The sequence below is a fragment of the Microbacterium sp. NPDC055312 genome, assembly GCF_053645675.1.
Genome location: NZ_JBSHMU010000002.1, coordinates 689962 through 709369, shown reverse-complemented (window position 1 = coordinate 709369; position 19408 = coordinate 689962). Strand labels below are relative to the sequence as shown.

Sequence of the window (19408 nt, the reverse complement as noted above, 5' to 3'; positions counted from 1 at the left end):
GCTACGACTCGGGCGTACGGCCCGCATTCGCCGAAGCGTACACTTCGGATTGAACTCTCGCCACACCGTACAAACAGAAGGAGGCTCCGGTGCCGACCGACACCCCGCCCACGTTGCGCACGCTGCTCGGACATGCGCACCTGCGTCTGAGTCTCGTGACGGCCGAGCCGTCCCCCGCCGACGGCTCGCTCGACCTTCCGTTGCGCGGAGTCCACAGCTCGGACCTGCTCGATCCGACGCCCTTCCTCGCGGACGACCTCGTGCTGATGACCACGGGGAGCCAGTTCGGCGACCACGACGAGCGCGGCGTCACCGACTACGTCACCCGTCTTGTGGGCCGCGGCGTGCGCGCGCTGGGCTTCGGGTCCGGGGTGCACCGGGTGGGGCCGCCGGACGAACTCGTCGCCGCGTGCGAGGCGGCCGGTCTCGCTCTGTTCGACGTGCCCTACGACATCCCCTTCCTCGCCGTGGCCCGCGCGCACGCCGAGGCGATGGCGTCGCACGCGTACGCTCGGCGCACCTGGGCGCTCGAGGTGCAGCGCGCGCTCGCCCTCGCCGCGCTGCGGCCGCGTGGCCTGGAGGCGACGCTCGCCGAGCTCGCCCGGCGACTGGACTGCTGGGTCGGCCTGTTCGATTCGAGCGGCACGATCGCGCAGGAGCATCCGTCTGCCCTCGCGAGCGGTGCGGATGCGGTGGCGGATGCCGTCGCCGACCTGCTCAGCAGAGGGACGACCGCGACGCGGTCGCTCGACGGGGGCGAGAGCACCGTGACGCTGTTCACCCTCGGCCGCAGCTCACAGCTGAAGGGCGTGATCGCGGTGGACCTGCATCCCATCGACGCCGAGGCCCGCGCCGTGATCACAACGGCGATCGCCATGGCGGGGCTGGCGCTCGAGCAGAGCGAGCAGCTCGCCCGCGGGCGCCGCCGCATGCACACTCAGCTGCTCGCGTCGCTGCGAGCGGACGACCCCACCCTCGCGCGGCGCACGCTCGGCGCCCTGCCACCCGCCCCGATCGTCGTCGCGACCGCCGCCGACGCACCGGTCGACGCGATCGTCGGCTGGTTCGAGCGGCAGCGGTCGGTCGGCGGCACCGTGTCGTTCGTGGCGGAGGATGCCGACGGGCTGACGATCTGCCTCGGCGCATCCTCGCGGGGCCTGCTCGATCAGGTGGCGAGCCGCTTCGGCATCCGGATCGGCGCATCGGAACCGGCCGACTACGACGCCTTCGCCCATGCGCACGCGCAGGCGACGACCGCGCTGCAGCGCCCCGGCGGCGACGGGGTGATCGAGTACCACGACGTCGGATCCGGCGGGGTGCTCGACGCGCTCGTCTCCACCGAGACGCGCACCCTGGCGCGGACGAGGCTCGCGAAGCTGCGTGCGCACGACGCGACCACCGGCGCCGAGCTGGAGCGCACTCTGCGCGCGTGGCTCGAGCATGACGCCCGCGGCGAGCAGACCGCCGCGGTGCTGGGCATCCATCGGCACACGCTGCGCAGCCGCATCGCGCAGGCCGCGGCGCTGCTCGGCACCGACCTCGCCTCGTTCCCCGCACGCGCCGAGCTGTGGGCGACGCTGCGGGCGGCCGGGTGAGTACCCGCGCTCAGCGCGGCGCGTGCGCCTCGAGGAACTCGTACACGTCGGTGGTGTCGATGCCGGGGAACGACCCCGTCGGCAGGGTGGCCAGCAGGGTGCGCGGGGTGCGCACGTTCGGCCACGCCTGATCGCGCCAGCGCTCCTCGAGCTCGACAGGCGCGCGGCGGCAGCACGTCTCGACGGAGTGCTTCGACACGCCCCGATTCGGGGTGTCGCGCCCGACGAACCACTTCGTGTCGTCGAAGCGCACGCCCACGCTCACCGAGTGCAGCCCCTCGCTCGACGGCTCGACGCGCGCTGTGCACCAGTAGGTGCCGTTGCCGGTGTCGGTGTACTGGTAGTACGGGTTGAAGCGGTCGTCGACGTCGAAGACCGTGCGGCTCGTCCACCGGCGGCAGCACATCTGCCCCTCGATCGAGCCGAGCCGGTCGGTCGGGAAGTTCACATTGTCGTTCTCGTAAGCCTTCGTGATGGTGCCCGACTCGTGCACCTTGAGGAAGTGCACCGGGATGCCCAGGTGCCGCGTCGCGAGATTGGTGAACCGGTGCGCTGCGGTCTCGTACGAGATGGAGTAGGCGTCGCGCACGTCTTCGACCGAGATGGCGCGGCGCTGCTTGGCATCCTGCAGCACGGGCACGACGTGCGCCTCAGGCACGAGCAGCGCCCCGGTGAGGTAGTTCGTCTCGACCCGCTGGCGCAGGAACTCGGCATAGCTGCGCGGCTCGGAATGCCCCAGGATGCGACTCGACAGCGCCTGCAGCACGGCGGTGCGCGCATCGCCCTTCGCCGGGACGCTGCTGGAGAGGTACAGCCGGCCGTGCGCGAGATCGGCGACGCTGCGGGTGGACTGCGGCAGGTCGGGCGCGTAGTGCAGGGTGAAGCCGAGATGCGCGGCGATCTCCGACGCGGTGCGCTGCGTGAGCGGCCCGCCCGGGTGCCCCACGGCGTCGAGGATCTCGCGTGCCTGCGCCTCGAGATCGGCGAAGTAGTTGTCCTGCCGGCGCATTAGATGGCGCAGCTCGAGATTGGCGCGGCGCGCCTCCTCCGGCGTCGCGGCGCGCTCGTCGCGCAGCCGCTCGATCTCGCCGTGCAGGGCCAGCATCGCGTCGATCGCGTCGTCGGAGAGCGACTTGCCGATCCGGAACGACGGGATGCCGAGGGCCTGGAAGGTCTGGCCCTTCATGGCGCGTTCGAGCGCGATCTCGCGGGTCGCGCGCTCGTCGAGCGGCTCGCCCTCGAGTAGGCCGTCAAGGGTCGTGCCGAGCACCTTCGCGATCGCCTGCAGCAGGGTGAGCTTAGGTTCGCGCTTGCCGGTCTCGAACATCGACACCTGGCTCGGCGCGCGATCGATGCGCGTGGCGAGCTCTTCGAGCGTCATCCCCCGCGCGGTGCGCAGCTGGCGGATGCGCCGGCCGATGGTCAGCGCGTCGGCCTCTGAGCTCGAATCCTGAGCCGATCGTAGGGTCATGCCGGAAAGTCTGTCACAGAAACAGAAATTCGCGCGAACTTCACTGTCGTTCTGGTCATTCCGGATGCTGTTCTTCACCCACAGTGGATCTAACGCCACCTCGGCCATCCGGCCGACCGGACACTCACGGAGGAGACAGATCATGAGCATTCCCACTGCGACCGCACCGACTCGCACCGTCGCGGCAGCCGTCTCCGCCGATCTCGGCCCGACGCTGCACGTCACCGGACCGCGGCTCGACCGCCAGGACGAGATCCTGACCACGGAGGCCATCGCGTTCCTGACCGAACTGCACCACCGCTTCGGCGGACGGCGCCATGACCGCCTCGCCGACCGGCAGCGCGCACGGTTCGAGATCGGCAACGGCCACGACCCGCGCTTCCGCGACGACACCGCGCACATCCGCGATGACGACTCCTGGCGGGTCGCCGGTGCCGGTCCCGGCCTGGAAGACCGCCGCGTCGAGATCACCGGGCCCACCGACCCGAAGATGACGATCAACGCCCTCAACTCCGGCGCCAAGGTGTGGCTCGCCGACCTCGAGGACGCGACCAGCCCGACCTGGCGCAACATCATCGGCGGGCAGCTGTCGCTGCGCGACGCGATCCGCGGCGAGCTGACCCACACGAGCGCCGACGGTCGCGAGTACCGGATCACCGCCGAGCAGACGCCCACGATCGTGATGCGCCCCCGCGGCTGGCACCTGAGCGAGAAGCACGTCGAGTTCACCGACCGCTCGGGCCGCCGGCTCACGGCATCCGCCTCGCTGATCGACTTCGGGCTGTACTTCTTCCACAACGCGCAGGCGCTCATCGACGCCGGACGCGGGCCGTACTTCTACATCGCCAAGCTCGAGTCCCGCGAGGAGGCACGGCTGTGGAACGACGTCTTCTCGTTCAGCGAGGAGTACATCGGGATCCCGCACGGCACGATCCGCGCGACCGTGCTGATCGAGACCCTGCCCGCGGCGTTCGAGATGGACGAGATCCTGTACGAGCTGCGCGACCACTGCGCGGGCCTCAACGCCGGCCGCTGGGACTACATCTTCTCGATCATCAAGAACTACCGCGGGCGCGGTGCACGGTTCGTGCTGCCCGACCGCAGCGAGGTCACCATGACGGTGCCGTTCATGCGGGCGTACACCGAGCTGCTCGTGAAGACCTGCCACCGGCGCGGAGCGCACGCGATCGGCGGGATGAGCGCGTTCATCCCGAACCGTCGTGACGCACAGGCCACCGAGCGCGCGCTCGAGAAGGTCGCCGCCGACAAGCGCCGCGAAGCCGGCGACGGATTCGACGGCACCTGGGTGGCGCACCCCGATCTCGTCGCCACCGCGAAGGCCGAGTTCGACGCGGTGCTCGGCGAGCGCCCGCACCAGCTCGACCGCCGACGCGACGACGTCGAGGTGACGGCTGCCCAGCTGCTCGACCTGCGCATCGGCCGCCCGGTGACCGCGGCCGGGGTCCGCGAGAACGTGTCGGTGGCGATCCGCTACCTCGAGGCCTGGCTGCGCGGTCAGGGCGCGGTCGCCATCGACGGCCTCATGGAAGACGCCGCGACCGCGGAGATCAGCCGCTCGCAGGTGTGGCAGTGGATCCACCAGGACCGCCGCACCGACGAAGGCACCGCGATCACGGTGGACTATGTCGAGGGCCTGATCGGCGAGGTGCTCGCCGAGAACCGCCCTTCGACAGGCTCAGGGACCCAGCCAGGCTCAGGGACCCAGCCAGGCTCAGGGACCCAGCCAGGCTCAGGGACCCAGCAGGGCCCGGCGGCCCAGCAGGACCGCTTCGACGACGCCGCCGAGATCTTCCGTCAGGTCGCGCTGCAGCCCGAGTTCCCCGCGTTCCTCACCCTGCCGGCGTACTCCCGCTACCTGACCGACAACGACTGACCCATCCGCTCATCACACGAAGGACATGCCATGACCCGCTACCAGGACGACATCGACGCCATCCGGCAGCTGAAGGCCGCGCAGGGCGCCGGCTGGAGTGCCATCGACCCCGAATCGGCCGCGCGCATGCGCGCGCAGAACCGCTTCCGCACCGGACTGGAGATCGCGCAGTACACCGCCGACATCATGCGCCGCGACATGCAGGAGTACGACGCCGACTCCTCGGTCTTCACCCAGTCGCTCGGCGTCTGGCACGGCTTCATCGGCCAGCAGAAGATGATTTCGATCAAGAAGCACATGAAGTCGACGAACAAGCGCTACCTGTACCTGTCAGGCTGGATGGTCGCGGCCCTGCGCTCGGAGTTCGGACCCCTCCCCGATCAGTCGATGCACGAGAAGACCGCGGTTCCCGCGCTGATCGAAGAGCTCTACACCTTCCTCCGGCAGGCGGATGCCCGTGAGCTCGACCTCCTGTTCACCCAGCTCGACGCCGCCCGGGCTGCTGGCGATGAGACCGCCGCGGAGTTCATCCAGTCGCAGATCGACGGCTTCGAGACCCACGTCGTGCCGATCATCGCCGACATCGACGCCGGCTTCGGGAACCCGGAGGCGACGTACCTGCTCGCGAAGAAGATGATCGAGGCAGGCGCCTGCGCCATCCAGATCGAGAACCAGGTGTCGGACGAGAAGCAGTGCGGTCACCAGGACGGCAAGGTGACCGTCCCGCACGAGGACTTCCTCGCGAAGATCAACGCGGTGCGCTACGCCTTCCTCGAGCTCGGCATCGACAACGGTGTCATCGTCGCCCGCACCGATTCCCTCGGCGCCGGGCTCACGCAGAAGATCGCCGTCTCACGCCAGCCGGGCGATCTGGGAGATCTGTACAACTCGTTCCTCGACGTCGACGACATCGCCGCCGACGACCTCGGCGACGGCGATGTGGTGATCAAGCGCGACGGCCGGCTGGTGCGCCCCAAGCGCCTGCCGAGCAACCTGTACCGGTTCCGGCCCGGAACCGGCGAGGACCGCGTGGTGCTGGACTGCATCACCTCGCTGCAGCACGGCGCCGATCTGCTGTGGATCGAGACCGAGAAGCCGCACGTCGAGCAGATCGCCGGCATGGTCGATCGCATCCGCGAGGTGGTTCCGAACGCGAAGCTGGTCTACAACAACAGCCCGTCGTTCAACTGGACGCTGAACTTCCGGCAGCAGGCGTACGATCTGCTCGCCGAGCGCGGTGACGACGTCTCGGCCTACGACCGCGACAGGCTGATGAGCGTCGAGTACGACGACACCGAGCTCGCCGCGCTGGCCGACGAGAAGATTCGCACCTTCCAGCGCGACGGATCGGCGCGGGCCGGGATCTTCCACCACCTCATCACCCTGCCGACCTACCACACCGCCGCGCTGTCGACCGACGACCTCGCGAAGGGGTACTTCGGCGACGAGGGCATGCTCGCGTACGTGAAGGGCGTTCAGCGCCGCGAGATCCGCGGCGGCATCGCCACCGTCAAGCACCAGAACATGGCGGGATCCGACCTGGGCGACAACCATAAGGAGTACTTCGCCGGCGAGGCGGCCCTGAAGGCCGGCGGTCAGCACAACACGATGAACCAGTTCAGTTGATCCGCCCTTCGGCAGGCTCAGGGCCCCATCTTTGGGACGCTGAGCCTGTCGATGCGCCGTCGTTCGGCAGGCTCAGGGCCCCCTCTTGGGCCGCTGATCCGCCCTTCGGCAGGCTCAGGGCCCCATCTTTGGGACGCTGAGCCTGTCGAAGCGCCACCCAGACCCTGATAAGAGTGAGACATGACATCCACCGCTGATCTGTACGACGTGCACGGCGACGACCTGCAGTCCCTGCCCCTGCAGCTGCGCTCGTTCGGCGGGCACGCCTCGTTCGAGGGTCCGATCCGCACCGTGCGCTGCTACCAGGACAACCTGCTGCTGAAATCGCTGCTCTCCTCCCCCGGCGACGGCGCGGTGCTCGTCGTCGACGGCGACGGCTCGTACGGCACGGCGCTGATGGGTGACATGATCGCGCAGCTCGCGGTCGACAACGGCTGGGCCGGCGTCGTCATCCACGGCTGCATCCGCGACAGCGCCGCGATCGCGACCATGCCCCTCGGGGTCAAGGCACTCGGCACCAATCCGCGCAAGAGCGGCAAGCAGGGCACCGGCGAGCTCGATATCGTCGTCGAGTTCGGCGGAGTCGTCTTCCGCCCGGGAACCCGGCTGTACGCCGACGAAGACGGCGTGCTCGTCGAGCGCTGATCACCGGCATCCGGCCGCTTCGGCTCGCCCAGCGCAGGCGAACACGCGAGCACAGGACGGAATCCGCCCATTTCGGCCTGCGTCCACGTGTTCGCCTACGCTCGCGAAGGCGGGACCGAACAGAGAGGTCTCCCCGCGCCGCGCCGAGTACGATCGGAGTCGTGACCGAACGCGCCCCCCTCTCCCGCAAACTGTCCGCCATCGCCGAGTCCGCCACCCTGAAGGTGGATGCCAAGGCCAAGGCCCTCAAGGCCGAGGGCAAGCCCGTCATCTCGTATGCTGCCGGCGAGCCCGACTTCGCGACTCCGCAGTTCATCGTCGACGCGGCGGCGAAGGCTCTCGAAGACCCGGCGAACTTCCGCTACACCCCCGCCGCGGGTCTGCCCGAGCTGCGCGAGGCGATCGCCGCGAAGACGCTGCGCGACTCGGGCCTCGAAGTCTCGCCGTCGCAGATCATCGTCACCAACGGCGGCAAGCAGTCGGTGTACCAGGCATTCCAGGCGGTGGTGAATCCCGGCGATGAGGTGCTGCTGCCCGCGCCGTACTGGACCACCTACCCCGAGGCCATCCAGCTGGCCGACGGCGTGCCGGTCGAGGTCTTCGCCGGCGCCGACCAGGAGTACAAGGTCACCGTCGACCAGCTCGAGGCCGCGCGCACCGAGCGCACCACCGTGCTCGTGTTCGTCTCGCCGTCGAACCCAACGGGCTCGGTCTACACCGCCGACGAGACTAAGGCGATCGCCGAGTGGGCGCTCGAGCACGGCATCTGGGTGATCAGCGACGAGATCTACCAGAACCTCACCTATGAGGGTGTCGAGGCGACGTCGATCGTGCAGGCGCTGCCCGCGATCGCGAACCAGACCATCCTCGTGAACGGTGTGGCGAAGACGTACGCGATGACGGGCTGGCGGGTCGGCTGGATGGTGGGCCCGGCGGATGCCATCAAGGTCGCCGCCAATCTGCAGTCGCACCTGTCGAGCAACGTCAACAACGTCGCCCAGCGCGGCGCGATCGCCGCGCTGAACGGTCCGCAGGACGAAGCCGAGAAGATGCGCGAGGCGTTCGACCGCCGTCGCAGGCTGATCGTGGCGGAGCTGTCGAAGATCGACGGCATGGTGGTGCCCACCCCGACCGGCGCGTTCTACGTCTACCCGGACGTGCAGGGGCTGCTGAACCGCACCTGGACGCGACGCGACGGCAGCACCGTGACGCCGACCACCTCGCTCGAGCTCGCCGACTTCATCCTCGACGAGGCCGAGGTCGCGGTCGTGCCCGGCGAGGCCTTCGGCCCGTCCGGTTACCTGCGTCTGTCGTACGCCCTGGGAGATGACCAGCTGCTCGAGGGCGTGCAGCGCCTGCAGCGTCTCTTCTCCGCCTGACGTCCATCGTCGAGGCCCCTGCCGACGCCCCCGGTGCGCACGTTCGCACCGGGGGCGTCGTCGTGAGGTGCGGGTGACGGCAGTTGTCAGCCCTGGTGGCCGATGAGCCAGGGCACGCCGAAGCGGTCGACGAGCGTGCCGTCGTGGTCGCCCCACGGGCGCTTCTGCAGCGGGTCGATGATGCGGCCGCCCTCGGCGAGCGCGTCGAACCAGGCAGCCAGGGTCGCCGGCTCCGCCGCGCCCAGCAGCGAGAAGAACATGCCGCTCATCTCGACCGTGCTCTCGCCGGCCGCGGCATCCGCCCCCGCCAGCTCGACGGGACCGTCGAGCATCCCGTGCGCGATCGCGTCGCCGGGGCCGTCGGTGCGCCCTGCGTCGGCGTAGGTGAACAGGCGCGTCTCACCGCCGAACACCGATGCGTAGAACGTCAGCGCCTCCGCGGCGCGGCCGGGAAACAGGAGGTACGGGATCAGTCCGGTCATCCGGCGAGTGTACGCGCGGCGACCGCGATGACCTACAGCGCGACGCCGACGAGCACCGGCTCGGGCTGCAGCAGCAGACCGAACTCGGAGTGCACCCGACTCTGGATGAACCGGGCCAGCTCGCTCAGCTCGGCGGCGGTCGCGCCGCCCCTGTTGCTGAGCGCCAGCGCGTGCTTGGTCGACAGACCTGCACGAGACTGCGGCAGGCGGAAGCCCTTGCGGATCCCGGAGTTCTCGATCAGCCACGCGGCGCTGACCTTCACCGAGGCCACGGGCTTCTCCTCCCTCGGGGTGAGTCCGTAATACGAGTCCAGCGGGATGACCGTCACCGAGTCGAGGTCCGGCTCGACGGGCCAGCGCGGGCACTCGGGCGGCAGGCTGCGCGCCACCGGCTCGGGCACGATCGCGTTCTGGAAGAACGAGCCGGCACTCCAGGTGTCGGGGTCGTCGGCATCGAGCAGCATGCCCTTCGCCGCGCGCGTCTCGAGGATCCGGGAGCGCACCCAGGCGAGCGGCACGGGCTCGTAGTCCTCGAGACTCAGCGCTCTGCGCAGCTGCTCGCCGCGCACGATCCGGCCCGCGTCGCCGGTGACGGCGAGGTCGAGGGTCACCGAGAGGATCACCGCGCGACGGCCCTCGGCCTCGCCGTAGTGGTGCTTGAGCACCGAGGTGCGAAAGCCCAGCCCGAGCTCGGCGGCAGGCAGCACCACCGGAGCGTCTTCGTGCTCGTCGATCAGCTCGACCTCGACCAGGGTCTCCTGGATCTCCTGCCCGTACGCGCCCACGTTCTGCACGGGGGCGGCGCCGACCGTACCCGGGATGCCGCTCATCGCCTCGATGCCGGCATAGCCGCGCTCGACGGCGTAGGCGACCAGGGCATCCCAGTTGTGCCCGGCCTGCACGCGCAGCCGGATGCGTCCCTCGTGCGGCGACGGCACCTCTTCGACGCCCTCGGTGAGCACCCGGATGACCGTGCCGTCGTAGGGCGCGTCGCCGACGAACAGGTTCGACCCGCCCCCCAGCACGAACCAGTCGTCGCCCGCCGACCAGACGTCCTGCAGCGCGGCGAGCAGCTGCTCGCGGGTTCGCGCCTCGAGCATCCGCTGCGGCGCGGCGCCGGTGCGCAGGGTGGTGAGCTCGCGCAGGGCGATGGGGGTGATCTCGATCACGTCGGCGGATGTCATGTCAGAGCGCGACCCGCAGCTGGGCCTTCACGAGCACGGTCGTCTCCTCCGCCCTCACGGTGAGGTCGATGCGCGCCGTGGCCTCGTCGACCGCGCCGACCTTCGCGACGACGTGCACGTCGGCGCCCGTCTCGGCGTCGACGACGACCGGCTTGGTGAAGCGCACGCCGTAGTCGACCACGCGCGTGTCGGCCGGAAGAGCCGAGAGCACGACCGACGAGGCGAGGCCCATGGTCAGCATCCCGTGCGCGAGTACGCCGGGCAGCCCGACGGAGGCGGCCACGTCGTCGCGGTAGTGGATCGGGTTGAAGTCGCCGGATGCGCCCGCGTAGCGGACGAGCGACTCGCGAGTGAGGTGCAGGGTGCGCTCGGCGATGACGTCGCCGACGGTGAAATCGGCCATCAGGCGGTCTCCCCTTCGCTGTCGGAGCCGACCAGCAGCACGCTGACCGCTGTGACGACGTGCTCGCCCGCCGTGTCGGTCATGCTCGCCTCGCTGGTGATCATCGCGTTGCCGCCGAGCGAGCGGATGCCCGTGACGGCCAGCTGCGCGGTGAGCTCGTCGCCGGCGACGATCGGGCGGCTGTACCGGAAGCGCTGCTCAGCGTGGATGGTGCGCGCCAGGACGATGCCGGAGTCGGGCTCGGAGAGCAGCTGCTGCAGCGTGAGGTCCTGGATGACCATCGGGAACGTCGGGGGCGCCACGAGATCGGAGTAGCCCGCGGCGCGAGCCGCTTCGACGTCGATGTGCTGCGGGGCGTCGGCGAAGACGGCACGCGCGAACTCGCGCACCTTCTCACGTCCGACGAGGTACGGGGCCGTCGGCGGGAACTCCCGGCCGATCAGTTCACTGTTCACGGGCACCCCACGATCCTACCCGGGAGGTCTGGGCGGGCCCTGCCGGTCGGGCCGGGGGAAACGCCTCAGCGGGTGCGCGACCGCAGCGCCTTCAGCGTCATCTGCACGGCGATCACCACGAGGTAGGCGGCGAAGAGGATGTTGCCCGTGAACGGGTCGATCATCGTCGCCAGCCAGGCACCGAGCGCGGTGGTGGTGCAGGCGGAGACGCCGATCAGGGCGGCGGCGACCAGATCGACGTTGTGGTGGCGCAGGTTGCCGATCGTGCCCGACACCGCCGTGGGGATCATCATCAGCAGCGACGTTCCCTTGGCCACGAGGTCACTCGTGCCGAAGCCGAGCATGAGCACGGGGACGATGATCACTCCGCCGCCGACACCGATCAGCCCGGCGATGACACCGGTGACCACCCCGACCGCGACCAGCGCGACGCCGTTGAGCCAGCCGAGCTCGAACTCGGCGGCGCGTGAGGGGATGACGACGAACAGACTCACGATCACGACGAGCAGGAAGGCGACGAACCCCCAGCGCAGCGCGGTCTGCGAGACCCGGGGCAGCAGGCGCGAGCCGATCTGCGCGCCCACCACGGCGCCGGCGGCCAGGATGAGCGCGGGGATCCACGCGACCGAACCGGAGATCGCGTACGAGATCACCCCGACGCTCGCGGTCGGGACGATGGCCGCCAGCGACGTGCCGGCAGAGATGCGCTGCCCGAAGCTGAGCAGCAGCACCAGCAGCGGCACGATCACGGTGCCGCCACCGACCCCGAACAGACCCGAGAGCAGACCTGCCGTCAGACCGATGCCGATGAAGGAGAGGTAGGCGCGGGGCCCCCGGGTGATGGCCTGGTGCTCTGCGTTCACGCAGTCCAGACTATCGCCGGCGGTCCCGCGCCCCCGTTCTCTCCCGCGGCACGGCCGTTCGCGCTCAGACCTCCTGATCCGCCGTGATCGGCACCGCGATCGACTCGGTCAGCGCCTGCTCGTAGCGCTGCTGCCGTCGTCGCAGCCACAGTCCCCCGGCGACCAGCGCCGCGAGCACCGCGTAGGCGGTGGCCGCGAAGGGCTGCGCCACCAGGGTCGTGAGGTCGCCCTGGCTCAGCTGCAGCGCCTTTCGCAGGTACTCCTCGCCCATCGGACCGAGGATCATGCCGACGACCAGCGGGGCCACGGGATACCCGAAGCGCCGCATGAAGTAGCCGAGCACGCCGATGATCACCAGGATCAGGACGTCGACGACGGCGAAGTTCAGCGCGTACGCGCCGAAGGCGGCGAACAGCAGGATGCCCGCGTAGAGGTACGGTCGCGGGATCTGCAGCAGCTTCACCCACATCCCGACCAGCGGCAGGTTGAGCACGATGAGGATGACGTTGCCGAGGTACAGGCTGGCCACCAGGGCCCACACCAGCGCGGGCTGGTTCTGGAACAGCTGCGGCCCCGGCTGCAGGCCGTACGCCTGGAACGCGACGAGGATGATCGCCGCCGTCGCCGTGGTCGGCAGCCCCAGCGTCAGCAGCGGCACGAGCACGCCGGCCGCAGCGGCGTTGTTCGCGGCCTCGGGTCCGGCGACGCCCTCGATCGCACCGCGGCCGAACTCGTTCTTGCGCTTCGACAGCTTTCGTTCGGTCGCGTACGAGAGGAAGGTCGCGACATCGGCGCCGCCGGCGGGGATGGTGCCGATCGGGAAGCCGATCGCGGTGCCGCGCAGCCACGGCTTCCACGAGCGCTTCCAGTCGTCCTTCGTCATCCAGCTGCGCCAGCCGCCGGTCACCGGGATGACGTCGATGCTGCCGTGTCGCAGACGAGCGGCGATGTACAGCGTCTCCCCCACGGCGAACAGGCCGACCGCGACGAGCACGATGTCGATGCCGTCCGACAGCGGCAGCAGTCCCAGCGTGTAGCGCTGCTGCGCGGTGAGCGTGTCGGTGCCGACCAGCCCCAGGAACAGGCCGACCCCGAGCGAGGTCATGCCGCGGGGCACGGAGCTGCCGATCAGCGCGCCGACGGTGACGAAGGCGATGACGATGAGCGCCACGTAGTCGGCCGGGCCGAGGTTCACGGCGAACTGCGCGAGCACGGGTGCGAGCAGCGTGAGTCCCACGGTCGCGATCGTGCCGGCGATGAACGAGCCGATCGCCGCTGTCGCGAGCGCGGCGGCGCCCCGCCCGAGCTTGGCCATCCGGTTGCCCTCGATCGCGGTCACGATCGAGGCGGATTCGCCGGGTGTGTTGAGCAGGATGCTGGTGGTCGAACCGCCGTACATCCCGCCGTAGTAGATGCCGGCGAAGGTGATCAGCGACGCGGTCGGGTCGAGGGTGTAGGTCAGCGGCAGCAGCAGGGCCACCGTCATCGCCGGGCCGATGCCCGGCAGCACGCCCACGGCCGTGCCGATCAGCACGCCGAAGAAGGCGAACACGAGGTACTGCGGCTGCAGCGCGGTCGCGAAGCCCTCGAGAAGCAGGGTCCAGCTGTCCATCAGAACAGTCCTCCCAGCCAGCCGAGCGCCGGCCCCCAGGGCAGCGACAGACCCATCAGACCGGCGAAGACGACCTGCACGACGAGGCTCAGCGCGAAGCCGATGAGCAAGGCGAGCCACCAGCGCCTGGCGCCCAGAGACCACGCCACGATGCCGAACAGCAGAGCGGCGGCGGGCGCCCATCCGATGACGTCGATGAGCACGAGGTGCGCGACGACCGCTCCGACGATCTTTCCGAGGGTGAGCCAGTCGGTCTTCGCGTCGGGGTCGATGTCCTCGCCGTCTTCGAGCTCTGCCCGGTTGCCGCGAAGCACCGAGACGAGTACGGCGGCGGCAGAGCCGAGCAGCACGATCGACACGAAGATCGGGAAGATCGTGGGGCCGACTTTCACACCGACCGGAACGTGGATCGAGAAGGCCCCGATGAGCGCGAACGCGCCGAGGGCGAGCATGAGCAGGGCGAAGACGAGTTCACCGAGGGGAACCCGCTGAGCGGGCCGAGTCGCCTCGGCCCGCTCAGCCGCCCCGTGGATCGGGGCGTTCATGTCAGATCAGCCCGATGTTCTTGAGCGTCCCGGTGACGTCGGCGATGCTCTCGTCGAGGAACGCGTCGAACTCGTCGCCCACGAGGAAGGCATCCGCCCACCCCTTCGTCTCGAGCTCCGAGGTCCACGCCTTGTTCTCGTGCATCTCGGTCACGATGCGCTCCAGTTCGTCGCGGTCGGCGTCGGAGATGCCGCCGGGGGCGACCACACCGCGCCAGTTGGTCAGCACGACGTCGTACCCGGCGTCGGTGATCGTGGGCACCTCGGGGAGCGCGTCGACCGCCTCCTCGGACGAGACGGCGAGTGCGCGCATCGAGCCGTCCTCGATGTACTGCAGGAACTCGCCGACTCCCGAGATCCCCGCGGCGACCTTGTTGCCGACGAGGAGCGAGACGGCCTCTCCGCCGCCGGAGTTGGGCGTGTAGTTCAGCTTCGACGGGATGTCGGCGCCCTTCACCCCGGCCTCTTCGAGCAGCAGACCGGCGAGGATGTGGTCGGCGCCGCCCGCGGAGCCACCGGTCACCGTGACCTCCTGGCCCTTGTCGACGATGTCCTCGACGAGGTCTTCGAGGGTCTTGTACTTCGACGCCTCGGGCACGACGACCACGAGAGGCTCGTCGGTGAGGCGGGCGATGGGCGTGGTGTCCTCGAGGCGGACGTTCGACGCGTTCGTCTCGATCGCACCGACCATCACCAGGCCCATGACCATGAGCGTCGCCGGATCCTTCTGGTTCCCGAGCTGGGCGAGGCCGACGGTGCCGCCGGCACCGCCGACGTTGGTGACCGGGGCGGATCCGACGATGTCGCCGTCGGTGAGGACCTTCGACATCGCCCGACCGGTCTGATCCCACCCGCCACCCGGGTCGGCGGGGACGATGAGCGACACGTCGGTGAACGACGAGGCCTCGCCCTTCGCGTCGGAGTCGGATTGCGGTGCGGCGTTCTGCGATGAGCATCCGGCGAGTGCCAGTGCCGCGACGGCGGCGATGGCGACCAGAGCTGAGCGTGACTTCTTCATGCGCTCCTCCTTGAGCGGTGTGGGGATGCTGGCAAACCTAGGCACACCCCGCGGCCGGATCTGGTTCTGAAATCAATGGTCGGGCTTTCGAAAGTATTGGTCTCGGATGCCTTCGCCAGGCGGTTCCGCTGCTCGCCTGCGCGGGGAGAATGGTCTTGTGGCCTCGAGGATGACGCACGCGTCGCAGATGACGTTCAGCGGGATGCCGCTGCGCGTGCAGCTGATCCTGCTTCAGGCGCTGATCGTCTCGGTGGTGACGCTGATCGCGGGTGTGACAGCCGGGATCATCCAGGCGCACACGGTGCGCGATGCGTATGAGGATCGCATGCTCGCGGTCGCCCAGTCGATCGCATCGATGCCCGTCGTGCTCGACGCGTTCGACGATGCGGATCCGTCTGCGACCGTGCAGCCTCTCGCCGAGACCATCCGCCGGGCATCCGATCTCACCTATGTCGTGGTGGCCGACGCCGACGGCATCCGCTTCTCGCATCCGAATCCCGAGAGGATCGGGCAGAAGGTGTCGACCGACGCCTCTGTGCCGCTCTCCGGCGAGATCTACATGGGCACGCAGACCGGCACGCTCGGGCCGTCGTGGCGCGTGAAGGTGCCGGTCTTCAAGGGCTCCGAGGTGATCGGCACGGTCTCGGTGGGCATCCTCGAATCGCAGGGCACGGGAGAGTTCGCCGGAAACCTCGCGTGGATCATCGGCGCGATGCTGGTCGCCGTGATCCTGGGCATCTTCGGCTCGGCGTGGGTGACGTCGGTGATCCGCCGGCGCATCCACCTGCTCGAGCCGCACGAGATCACCGCTCTCGTGCGCAACCAGGAGACGACGCTGCACGGACTCAGCGAGGGCGTGGTCACGGTCGACGCCTCGGGCACGATCACCCTGGCCAATGATGCGGCGGCGCGCCTGCTGGGAGCCGACGTCGGCGATCTCACCGGGGCGCGGGCGTCGGACGTGCTCGACGACGAGCTGCTCGCCGTGCTGCGCGACGGCGAGGACGCCGGGCAACCGGTGATCGTCGGCAGTCACGTGCTGGTGGCTCGCGGCACCGGTGGGCGCGTCGACGGGGAGGCTGTGGATGCCACCCTGCTGCTGCGCGATCACACCGAGCTGCACGATGTCGTGCGCCGGGTCGAGGCTGCGGATGCCATCATCGCGTTCCGCCGTCGCGCCGGCCTTCCCAAGGGCCTGAGCGCCGAGACGCTCGATCGCGTCGTGACCGCGCTGGATGAGAATCCCGACGCGTCCGCCGCCGAGCTCGGCGATGTGCTCGGGATGTCGCGGGTGAGTGCGCGTCGCTATCTCGAGCACCTGGCGAGCACGGGTCGGGCGGTGCGCACGCTGGACTACTCGACGAAGGGCCGCCCCGGCACCCGGTACCGGATGATCGACGCGGCGGCGGAGGGCGTGCGCGGCTGAGGGCGCCCGGCGGAGCGCTGAACGTCTTGGTGCGCCCGCCGCGGGCATCCGGTCGTGACGACGACGAAGCCCGCCACCCCGTGAGGGGCGGCGGGCTTCTTCGATCCGGAGGAAGGTCTTACTCGGCCTTCTCCTCGGCGGGAGCCTCGGTGGTCTCGTCCGTGGACTCGACCGGAGCCTCGGTGGTCTCCTCGACGGGAGCCTCCTCGACCTTCTCGGCCTTGGGTGCCTCGGCCTTGGCGGCCGGCTTCGCAGCCTTCTTCTTCGGGGTGACGGGCTCGAGGACGAGCTCGATCACGGCCATAGGGGCGTTGTCACCCTTGCGGTTGCCGACCTTCGTGATGCGGGTGTAGCCACCCTGACGGTCGGCGACCAGCGGCGCGATCTCGTTGAACAGCACGTGCGCGGCGTCCTTGTTCGAACGCAGCACGGTGAGCGCACGACGGCGCGCGTGCAGGTCGCCGCGCTTGCCGAGCGTGATCAGGCGCTCGGCGAGCGGACGCAGGCGCTTCGCCTTGGTCTCGGTCGTCTTGATCGACTTGTGGATGAAGAGCGCTGCCGCGAGGTTCGCGAGAAGAAGGCGCTCGTGTGCGGGGCCGCCTCCGAGGCGGGGACCCTTGGTGGGCTTGGGCATGATTCGTCTAGCTCCTGGTCAGAAAGATGTCGGGTTTCAGAAGGACTCGTCTTCGCCTGCGCTGTAGAAGTGGGCGCCGTCGAAACCGGGCACCGAATCCTTCAGCGACAGACCGAGCGAGACGAGCTTGTCGCGCACCTCGTCGACCGACTTCTGTCCGAAATTGCGGATGTTCATCAGCTGCGTCTCGGAAAGGGCGACCAGCTCCGAGACGGTGTTGATGCCCTCGCGCTTGAGGCAGTTGTACGAGCGCACCGACAGATCGAGGTCCTCGATCGGCATGGAGAGCTCGCTGGAGAGCACAGCCTCGACCGGCGCGGGGCCGATCTCGATGCCCTCGGCCTCGACGTTCAGCTCGCGGGCGAGGCCGAACAGCTCGGTGAGGGTCTTGGCTGCGGATGCGACGGCGTCGCGCGGGAGGATCGAGGCCTTGGTCTCGACGTCCAGCACGAGCTTGTCGAAGTCGGTGCGCTCACCCGCACGGGTGGCGTCGACGCGGTAGCTGACCTTGAGCACCGGCGAGTAGATCGAGTCGACCGGGATCTGGCCGGCCTCGGCGTACTCGTTGCGGTTCTGCGCCGCCGAGACGTAGCCGCGGCCGCGCTCGATGGTCAGCTCGAGCTCGAAGCGAGCGGTGTCGTTGAGCGTCGCGATGACCAGGTCGGGGTTGTGCACCTCGACACCCGCCGGGGCGGAGATGTCAGCCGCGGTGACCTCGCCGGCACCCGTCTTGCGCAGGTACGCGGTGATGGGCTCGTCGCGCTCGCTGGAGACCACCAGCTGCTTGATGTTGAGGATGATCTCGGTGACATCCTCCTTCACACCGGGGATCGTGCTGAACTCGTGCAGCACGCCGTCGATGCGAATGGTGGTGACCGATGCGCCGGGGATCGACGAGAGCAGGCTGCGACGCAGCGCATTGCCGATCGTGTATCCGAAACCGGGCTCCAGCGGCTCGATGACGAACCGGCTGCGGTTCTCGGAGATCTTCTCCTCGGTGAGAGTGGGACGCTGTGCGATGAGCACTATGTGTTCCTTTCGATCACATGCCCGCTATATGACATGTGTGGGGTGAGGTCTGAAGTTGTGGAAAATCTGGGGGCGAGTCCGCCTCACTGGGTCCCTGAGCCTTGCTTCTGGGTCCCTGAGCCTGCCGAAGGGCCCAGTGAGGCGAATGCGCGAGATCAGACGCGACGGCGCTTCGGCGGGCGGCAGCCGTTGTGTGCCTGAGGCGTGACGTCCTGGATGGACCCCACCTCGAGGCCGGCGGCCTGCAGCGAGCGGATCGCGGTCTCGCGGCCCGAGCCCGGACCCTTCACGAAGACGTCGACCTTCTTGACGCCGTGCTCCGCAGCCTGGCGGGCAGCGGACTCTGCGGCCATGCCGGCGGCGTACGGCGTCGACTTGCGCGAGCCCTTGAAGCCCACGCCACCCGACGAGGCCCAGCTGATGACAGCGCCGGACGGGTCGGTGATCGAGACGATGGTGTTGTTGAACGTCGACTTGATGTGGGCCTGGCCCATCGCGATGTTCTTCTTTTCCTTGCGGCGCGGCTTGCGCGCGGCGGCCTTGGGTGCAGCCATGAAAGTGTTCTCCTATTCCCTGGCCGCTTAGCGGGCCTTCTTCTTGCCGGCGACGGTGCGCTTCGGGCCCTTGCGGGTACGCGCGTTGGTCTTGGTGCGCTGACCGCGGACCGGAAGGCCGCGGCGGTGACGCAGGCCCTCGTAGGAGCCGATCTCGACCTTGCGGCGGATGTCTGCGGCGACCTCGCGGCGCAGGTCACCCTCCACCTTGTAGTTGCCTTCGATGTGGTCGCGCAGTGCGACGAGCTGCTCGTCGGTGAGGTCCTTGACGCGGATCGACTCGTCGATCTCGGTCGCCTGGAGGATCTCGACGGAGCGGGTGCGGCCGATGCCGTAGATGTAGGTGAGGCCGATCACCACGCGCTTGTCGCGCGGGATGTCAACGCCGGCAAGACGTGCCATGCGGTTCTCCTGGAGTGTTGTGGAGGTGTGGAGCAGCATCCGGTCCCGGGCCTCCGCCCCGAGGTGTCCGCCTCTTGGATCCCTGAGCCTGTCGAAGGGTCAGGGTCTGCCGAAGCATCCGATGCTGCCTGTTTTCGATATTCAGTTCTTCAGCTGCCGGGCCGGATGCCGAAGCACGCGGCCCGACCCCT

The 19408-nt window shown here is 69.2% G+C and carries 19 protein-coding genes; 6 read left to right on the top strand and 13 right to left on the bottom strand.

The features are described from left to right. The first annotated feature begins 89 nt into the window (after nt 1-89). The gene (locus ACWIDW_RS07855; protein WP_454124273.1) at nt 90-1595 is read left to right on the top strand and encodes a helix-turn-helix domain-containing protein; all 1506 of its coding nucleotides are present in this window, start codon (nt 90-92) and stop codon (nt 1593-1595) included. 10 nt (nt 1596-1605) lie between these two features. Here the strand turns inward: ACWIDW_RS07855 and ACWIDW_RS07850 are convergent, their stop codons facing one another. Further along, complete coding sequence (locus ACWIDW_RS07850; RefSeq protein WP_454124272.1) at nt 1606-3066, bottom strand: helix-turn-helix domain-containing protein; 1461 nt, start codon at nt 3064-3066, stop codon at nt 1606-1608. Nucleotides 3067-3208: 142 nt separating this feature from the next. On the opposite strand from ACWIDW_RS07850, the gene aceB reads away from it, so the two are divergent. From aceB to ACWIDW_RS07830, 4 genes are all read left to right on the top strand, one after another. Continuing rightward, nucleotides 3209-4960 (top strand): malate synthase A, encoded by a 1752-nt coding sequence (gene aceB, locus ACWIDW_RS07845; protein ID WP_454124271.1) that lies wholly within the window; start codon nt 3209-3211, stop codon nt 4958-4960. Nucleotides 4961-4990: 30 nt separating this feature from the next. Then, a complete protein-coding gene (locus ACWIDW_RS07840) occupies nt 4991-6586 on the top strand; it encodes an isocitrate lyase (RefSeq protein WP_454124269.1) in 1596 nt (531 codons plus the stop codon). Nucleotides 6587-6766: 180 nt separating this feature from the next. Further along, nucleotides 6767-7231 (top strand): ribonuclease E activity regulator RraA, encoded by a 465-nt coding sequence (rraA, locus tag ACWIDW_RS07835; protein ID WP_454124268.1) that lies wholly within the window; start codon nt 6767-6769, stop codon nt 7229-7231. Between the two features lie 161 nt (nt 7232-7392). Then, nucleotides 7393-8610 (top strand): pyridoxal phosphate-dependent aminotransferase, encoded by a 1218-nt coding sequence (locus ACWIDW_RS07830; RefSeq protein ID WP_454124266.1) that lies wholly within the window; start codon nt 7393-7395, stop codon nt 8608-8610. An 86-nt stretch (nt 8611-8696) separates the two neighbouring features. Here the strand turns inward: ACWIDW_RS07830 and ACWIDW_RS07825 are convergent, their stop codons facing one another. The 8 genes from ACWIDW_RS07825 to ACWIDW_RS07790 all read right to left on the bottom strand — a co-directional run bounded on the left by ACWIDW_RS07825 (nt 8697) and on the right by ACWIDW_RS07790 (nt 15172). Continuing rightward, nucleotides 8697-9092 (bottom strand): VOC family protein, encoded by a 396-nt coding sequence (locus ACWIDW_RS07825; RefSeq protein ID WP_454124265.1) that lies wholly within the window; start codon nt 9090-9092, stop codon nt 8697-8699. 32 nt (nt 9093-9124) lie between these two features. After that, nucleotides 9125-10261, bottom strand: a complete 1137-nt coding sequence (locus tag ACWIDW_RS07820) for a UDP-N-acetylmuramate dehydrogenase (RefSeq protein WP_454124508.1) — start codon at nt 10259-10261, stop codon at nt 9125-9127. Between the two features lie 16 nt (nt 10262-10277). Further along, nucleotides 10278-10679 carry a MaoC/PaaZ C-terminal domain-containing protein gene (locus ACWIDW_RS07815; protein WP_454124263.1) on the bottom strand — a complete coding sequence of 134 codons (402 nt, stop codon included), beginning with the start codon at nt 10677-10679 and terminating at the stop codon, nt 10278-10280. Next, nucleotides 10679-11140: an FAS1-like dehydratase domain-containing protein gene (locus ACWIDW_RS07810; protein ID WP_454124261.1), complete on the bottom strand. Its 462-nt coding sequence runs from the start codon at nt 11138-11140 to the stop codon at nt 10679-10681. Before ACWIDW_RS07810 ends, ACWIDW_RS07815 begins: the two co-directional genes overlap by 1 nt. Nucleotides 11141-11199: 59 nt before the next feature. Beyond that, nucleotides 11200-11997, bottom strand: coding sequence for a sulfite exporter TauE/SafE family protein (locus tag ACWIDW_RS07805; protein ID WP_454124260.1), 798 nt, complete (start codon nt 11995-11997; stop codon nt 11200-11202). 64 nt (nt 11998-12061) lie between these two features. Further along, entirely contained in the window at nt 12062-13609 is a 1548-nt protein-coding gene (locus tag ACWIDW_RS07800; protein ID WP_454124259.1) for a tripartite tricarboxylate transporter permease, read from the bottom strand. Continuing rightward, nucleotides 13609-14154 carry a tripartite tricarboxylate transporter TctB family protein gene (locus ACWIDW_RS07795; RefSeq protein WP_454124257.1) on the bottom strand — a complete coding sequence of 182 codons (546 nt, stop codon included), beginning with the start codon at nt 14152-14154 and terminating at the stop codon, nt 13609-13611. The genes ACWIDW_RS07800 and ACWIDW_RS07795 overlap by 1 nt, the downstream gene beginning before the upstream one ends. A gap of 1 nt (nt 14155) precedes the next feature. Continuing rightward, a complete protein-coding gene (locus ACWIDW_RS07790; RefSeq protein ID WP_454124255.1) occupies nt 14156-15172 on the bottom strand; it encodes a Bug family tripartite tricarboxylate transporter substrate binding protein in 1017 nt (338 codons plus the stop codon). Between the two features lie 169 nt (nt 15173-15341). Between ACWIDW_RS07790 and ACWIDW_RS07785 the strand changes: the two genes are divergently transcribed. Further along, nucleotides 15342-16598, top strand: a complete 1257-nt coding sequence (locus tag ACWIDW_RS07785) for a PAS domain-containing protein (RefSeq protein WP_454124254.1) — start codon at nt 15342-15344, stop codon at nt 16596-16598. A 118-nt stretch (nt 16599-16716) separates the two neighbouring features. On the opposite strand, the gene rplQ is transcribed toward ACWIDW_RS07785, so the two are convergent. From rplQ to rpsM, 4 genes are all read right to left on the bottom strand, one after another. Next, nucleotides 16717-17232, bottom strand: coding sequence for a 50S ribosomal protein L17 (gene rplQ, locus ACWIDW_RS07780; RefSeq protein WP_454124252.1), 516 nt, complete (start codon nt 17230-17232; stop codon nt 16717-16719). 36 nt (nt 17233-17268) lie between these two features. Beyond that, complete coding sequence (locus ACWIDW_RS07775; RefSeq protein WP_454124250.1) at nt 17269-18258, bottom strand: DNA-directed RNA polymerase subunit alpha; 990 nt, start codon at nt 18256-18258, stop codon at nt 17269-17271. Nucleotides 18259-18416: 158 nt separating this feature from the next. Beyond that, nucleotides 18417-18815, bottom strand: coding sequence for a 30S ribosomal protein S11 (gene rpsK, locus ACWIDW_RS07770; protein WP_454124249.1), 399 nt, complete (start codon nt 18813-18815; stop codon nt 18417-18419). A gap of 27 nt (nt 18816-18842) precedes the next feature. Beyond that, nucleotides 18843-19217 carry a 30S ribosomal protein S13 gene (rpsM, locus tag ACWIDW_RS07765; protein WP_454124247.1) on the bottom strand — a complete coding sequence of 125 codons (375 nt, stop codon included), beginning with the start codon at nt 19215-19217 and terminating at the stop codon, nt 18843-18845. Nucleotides 19218-19408: the final 191 nt, after the last annotated feature.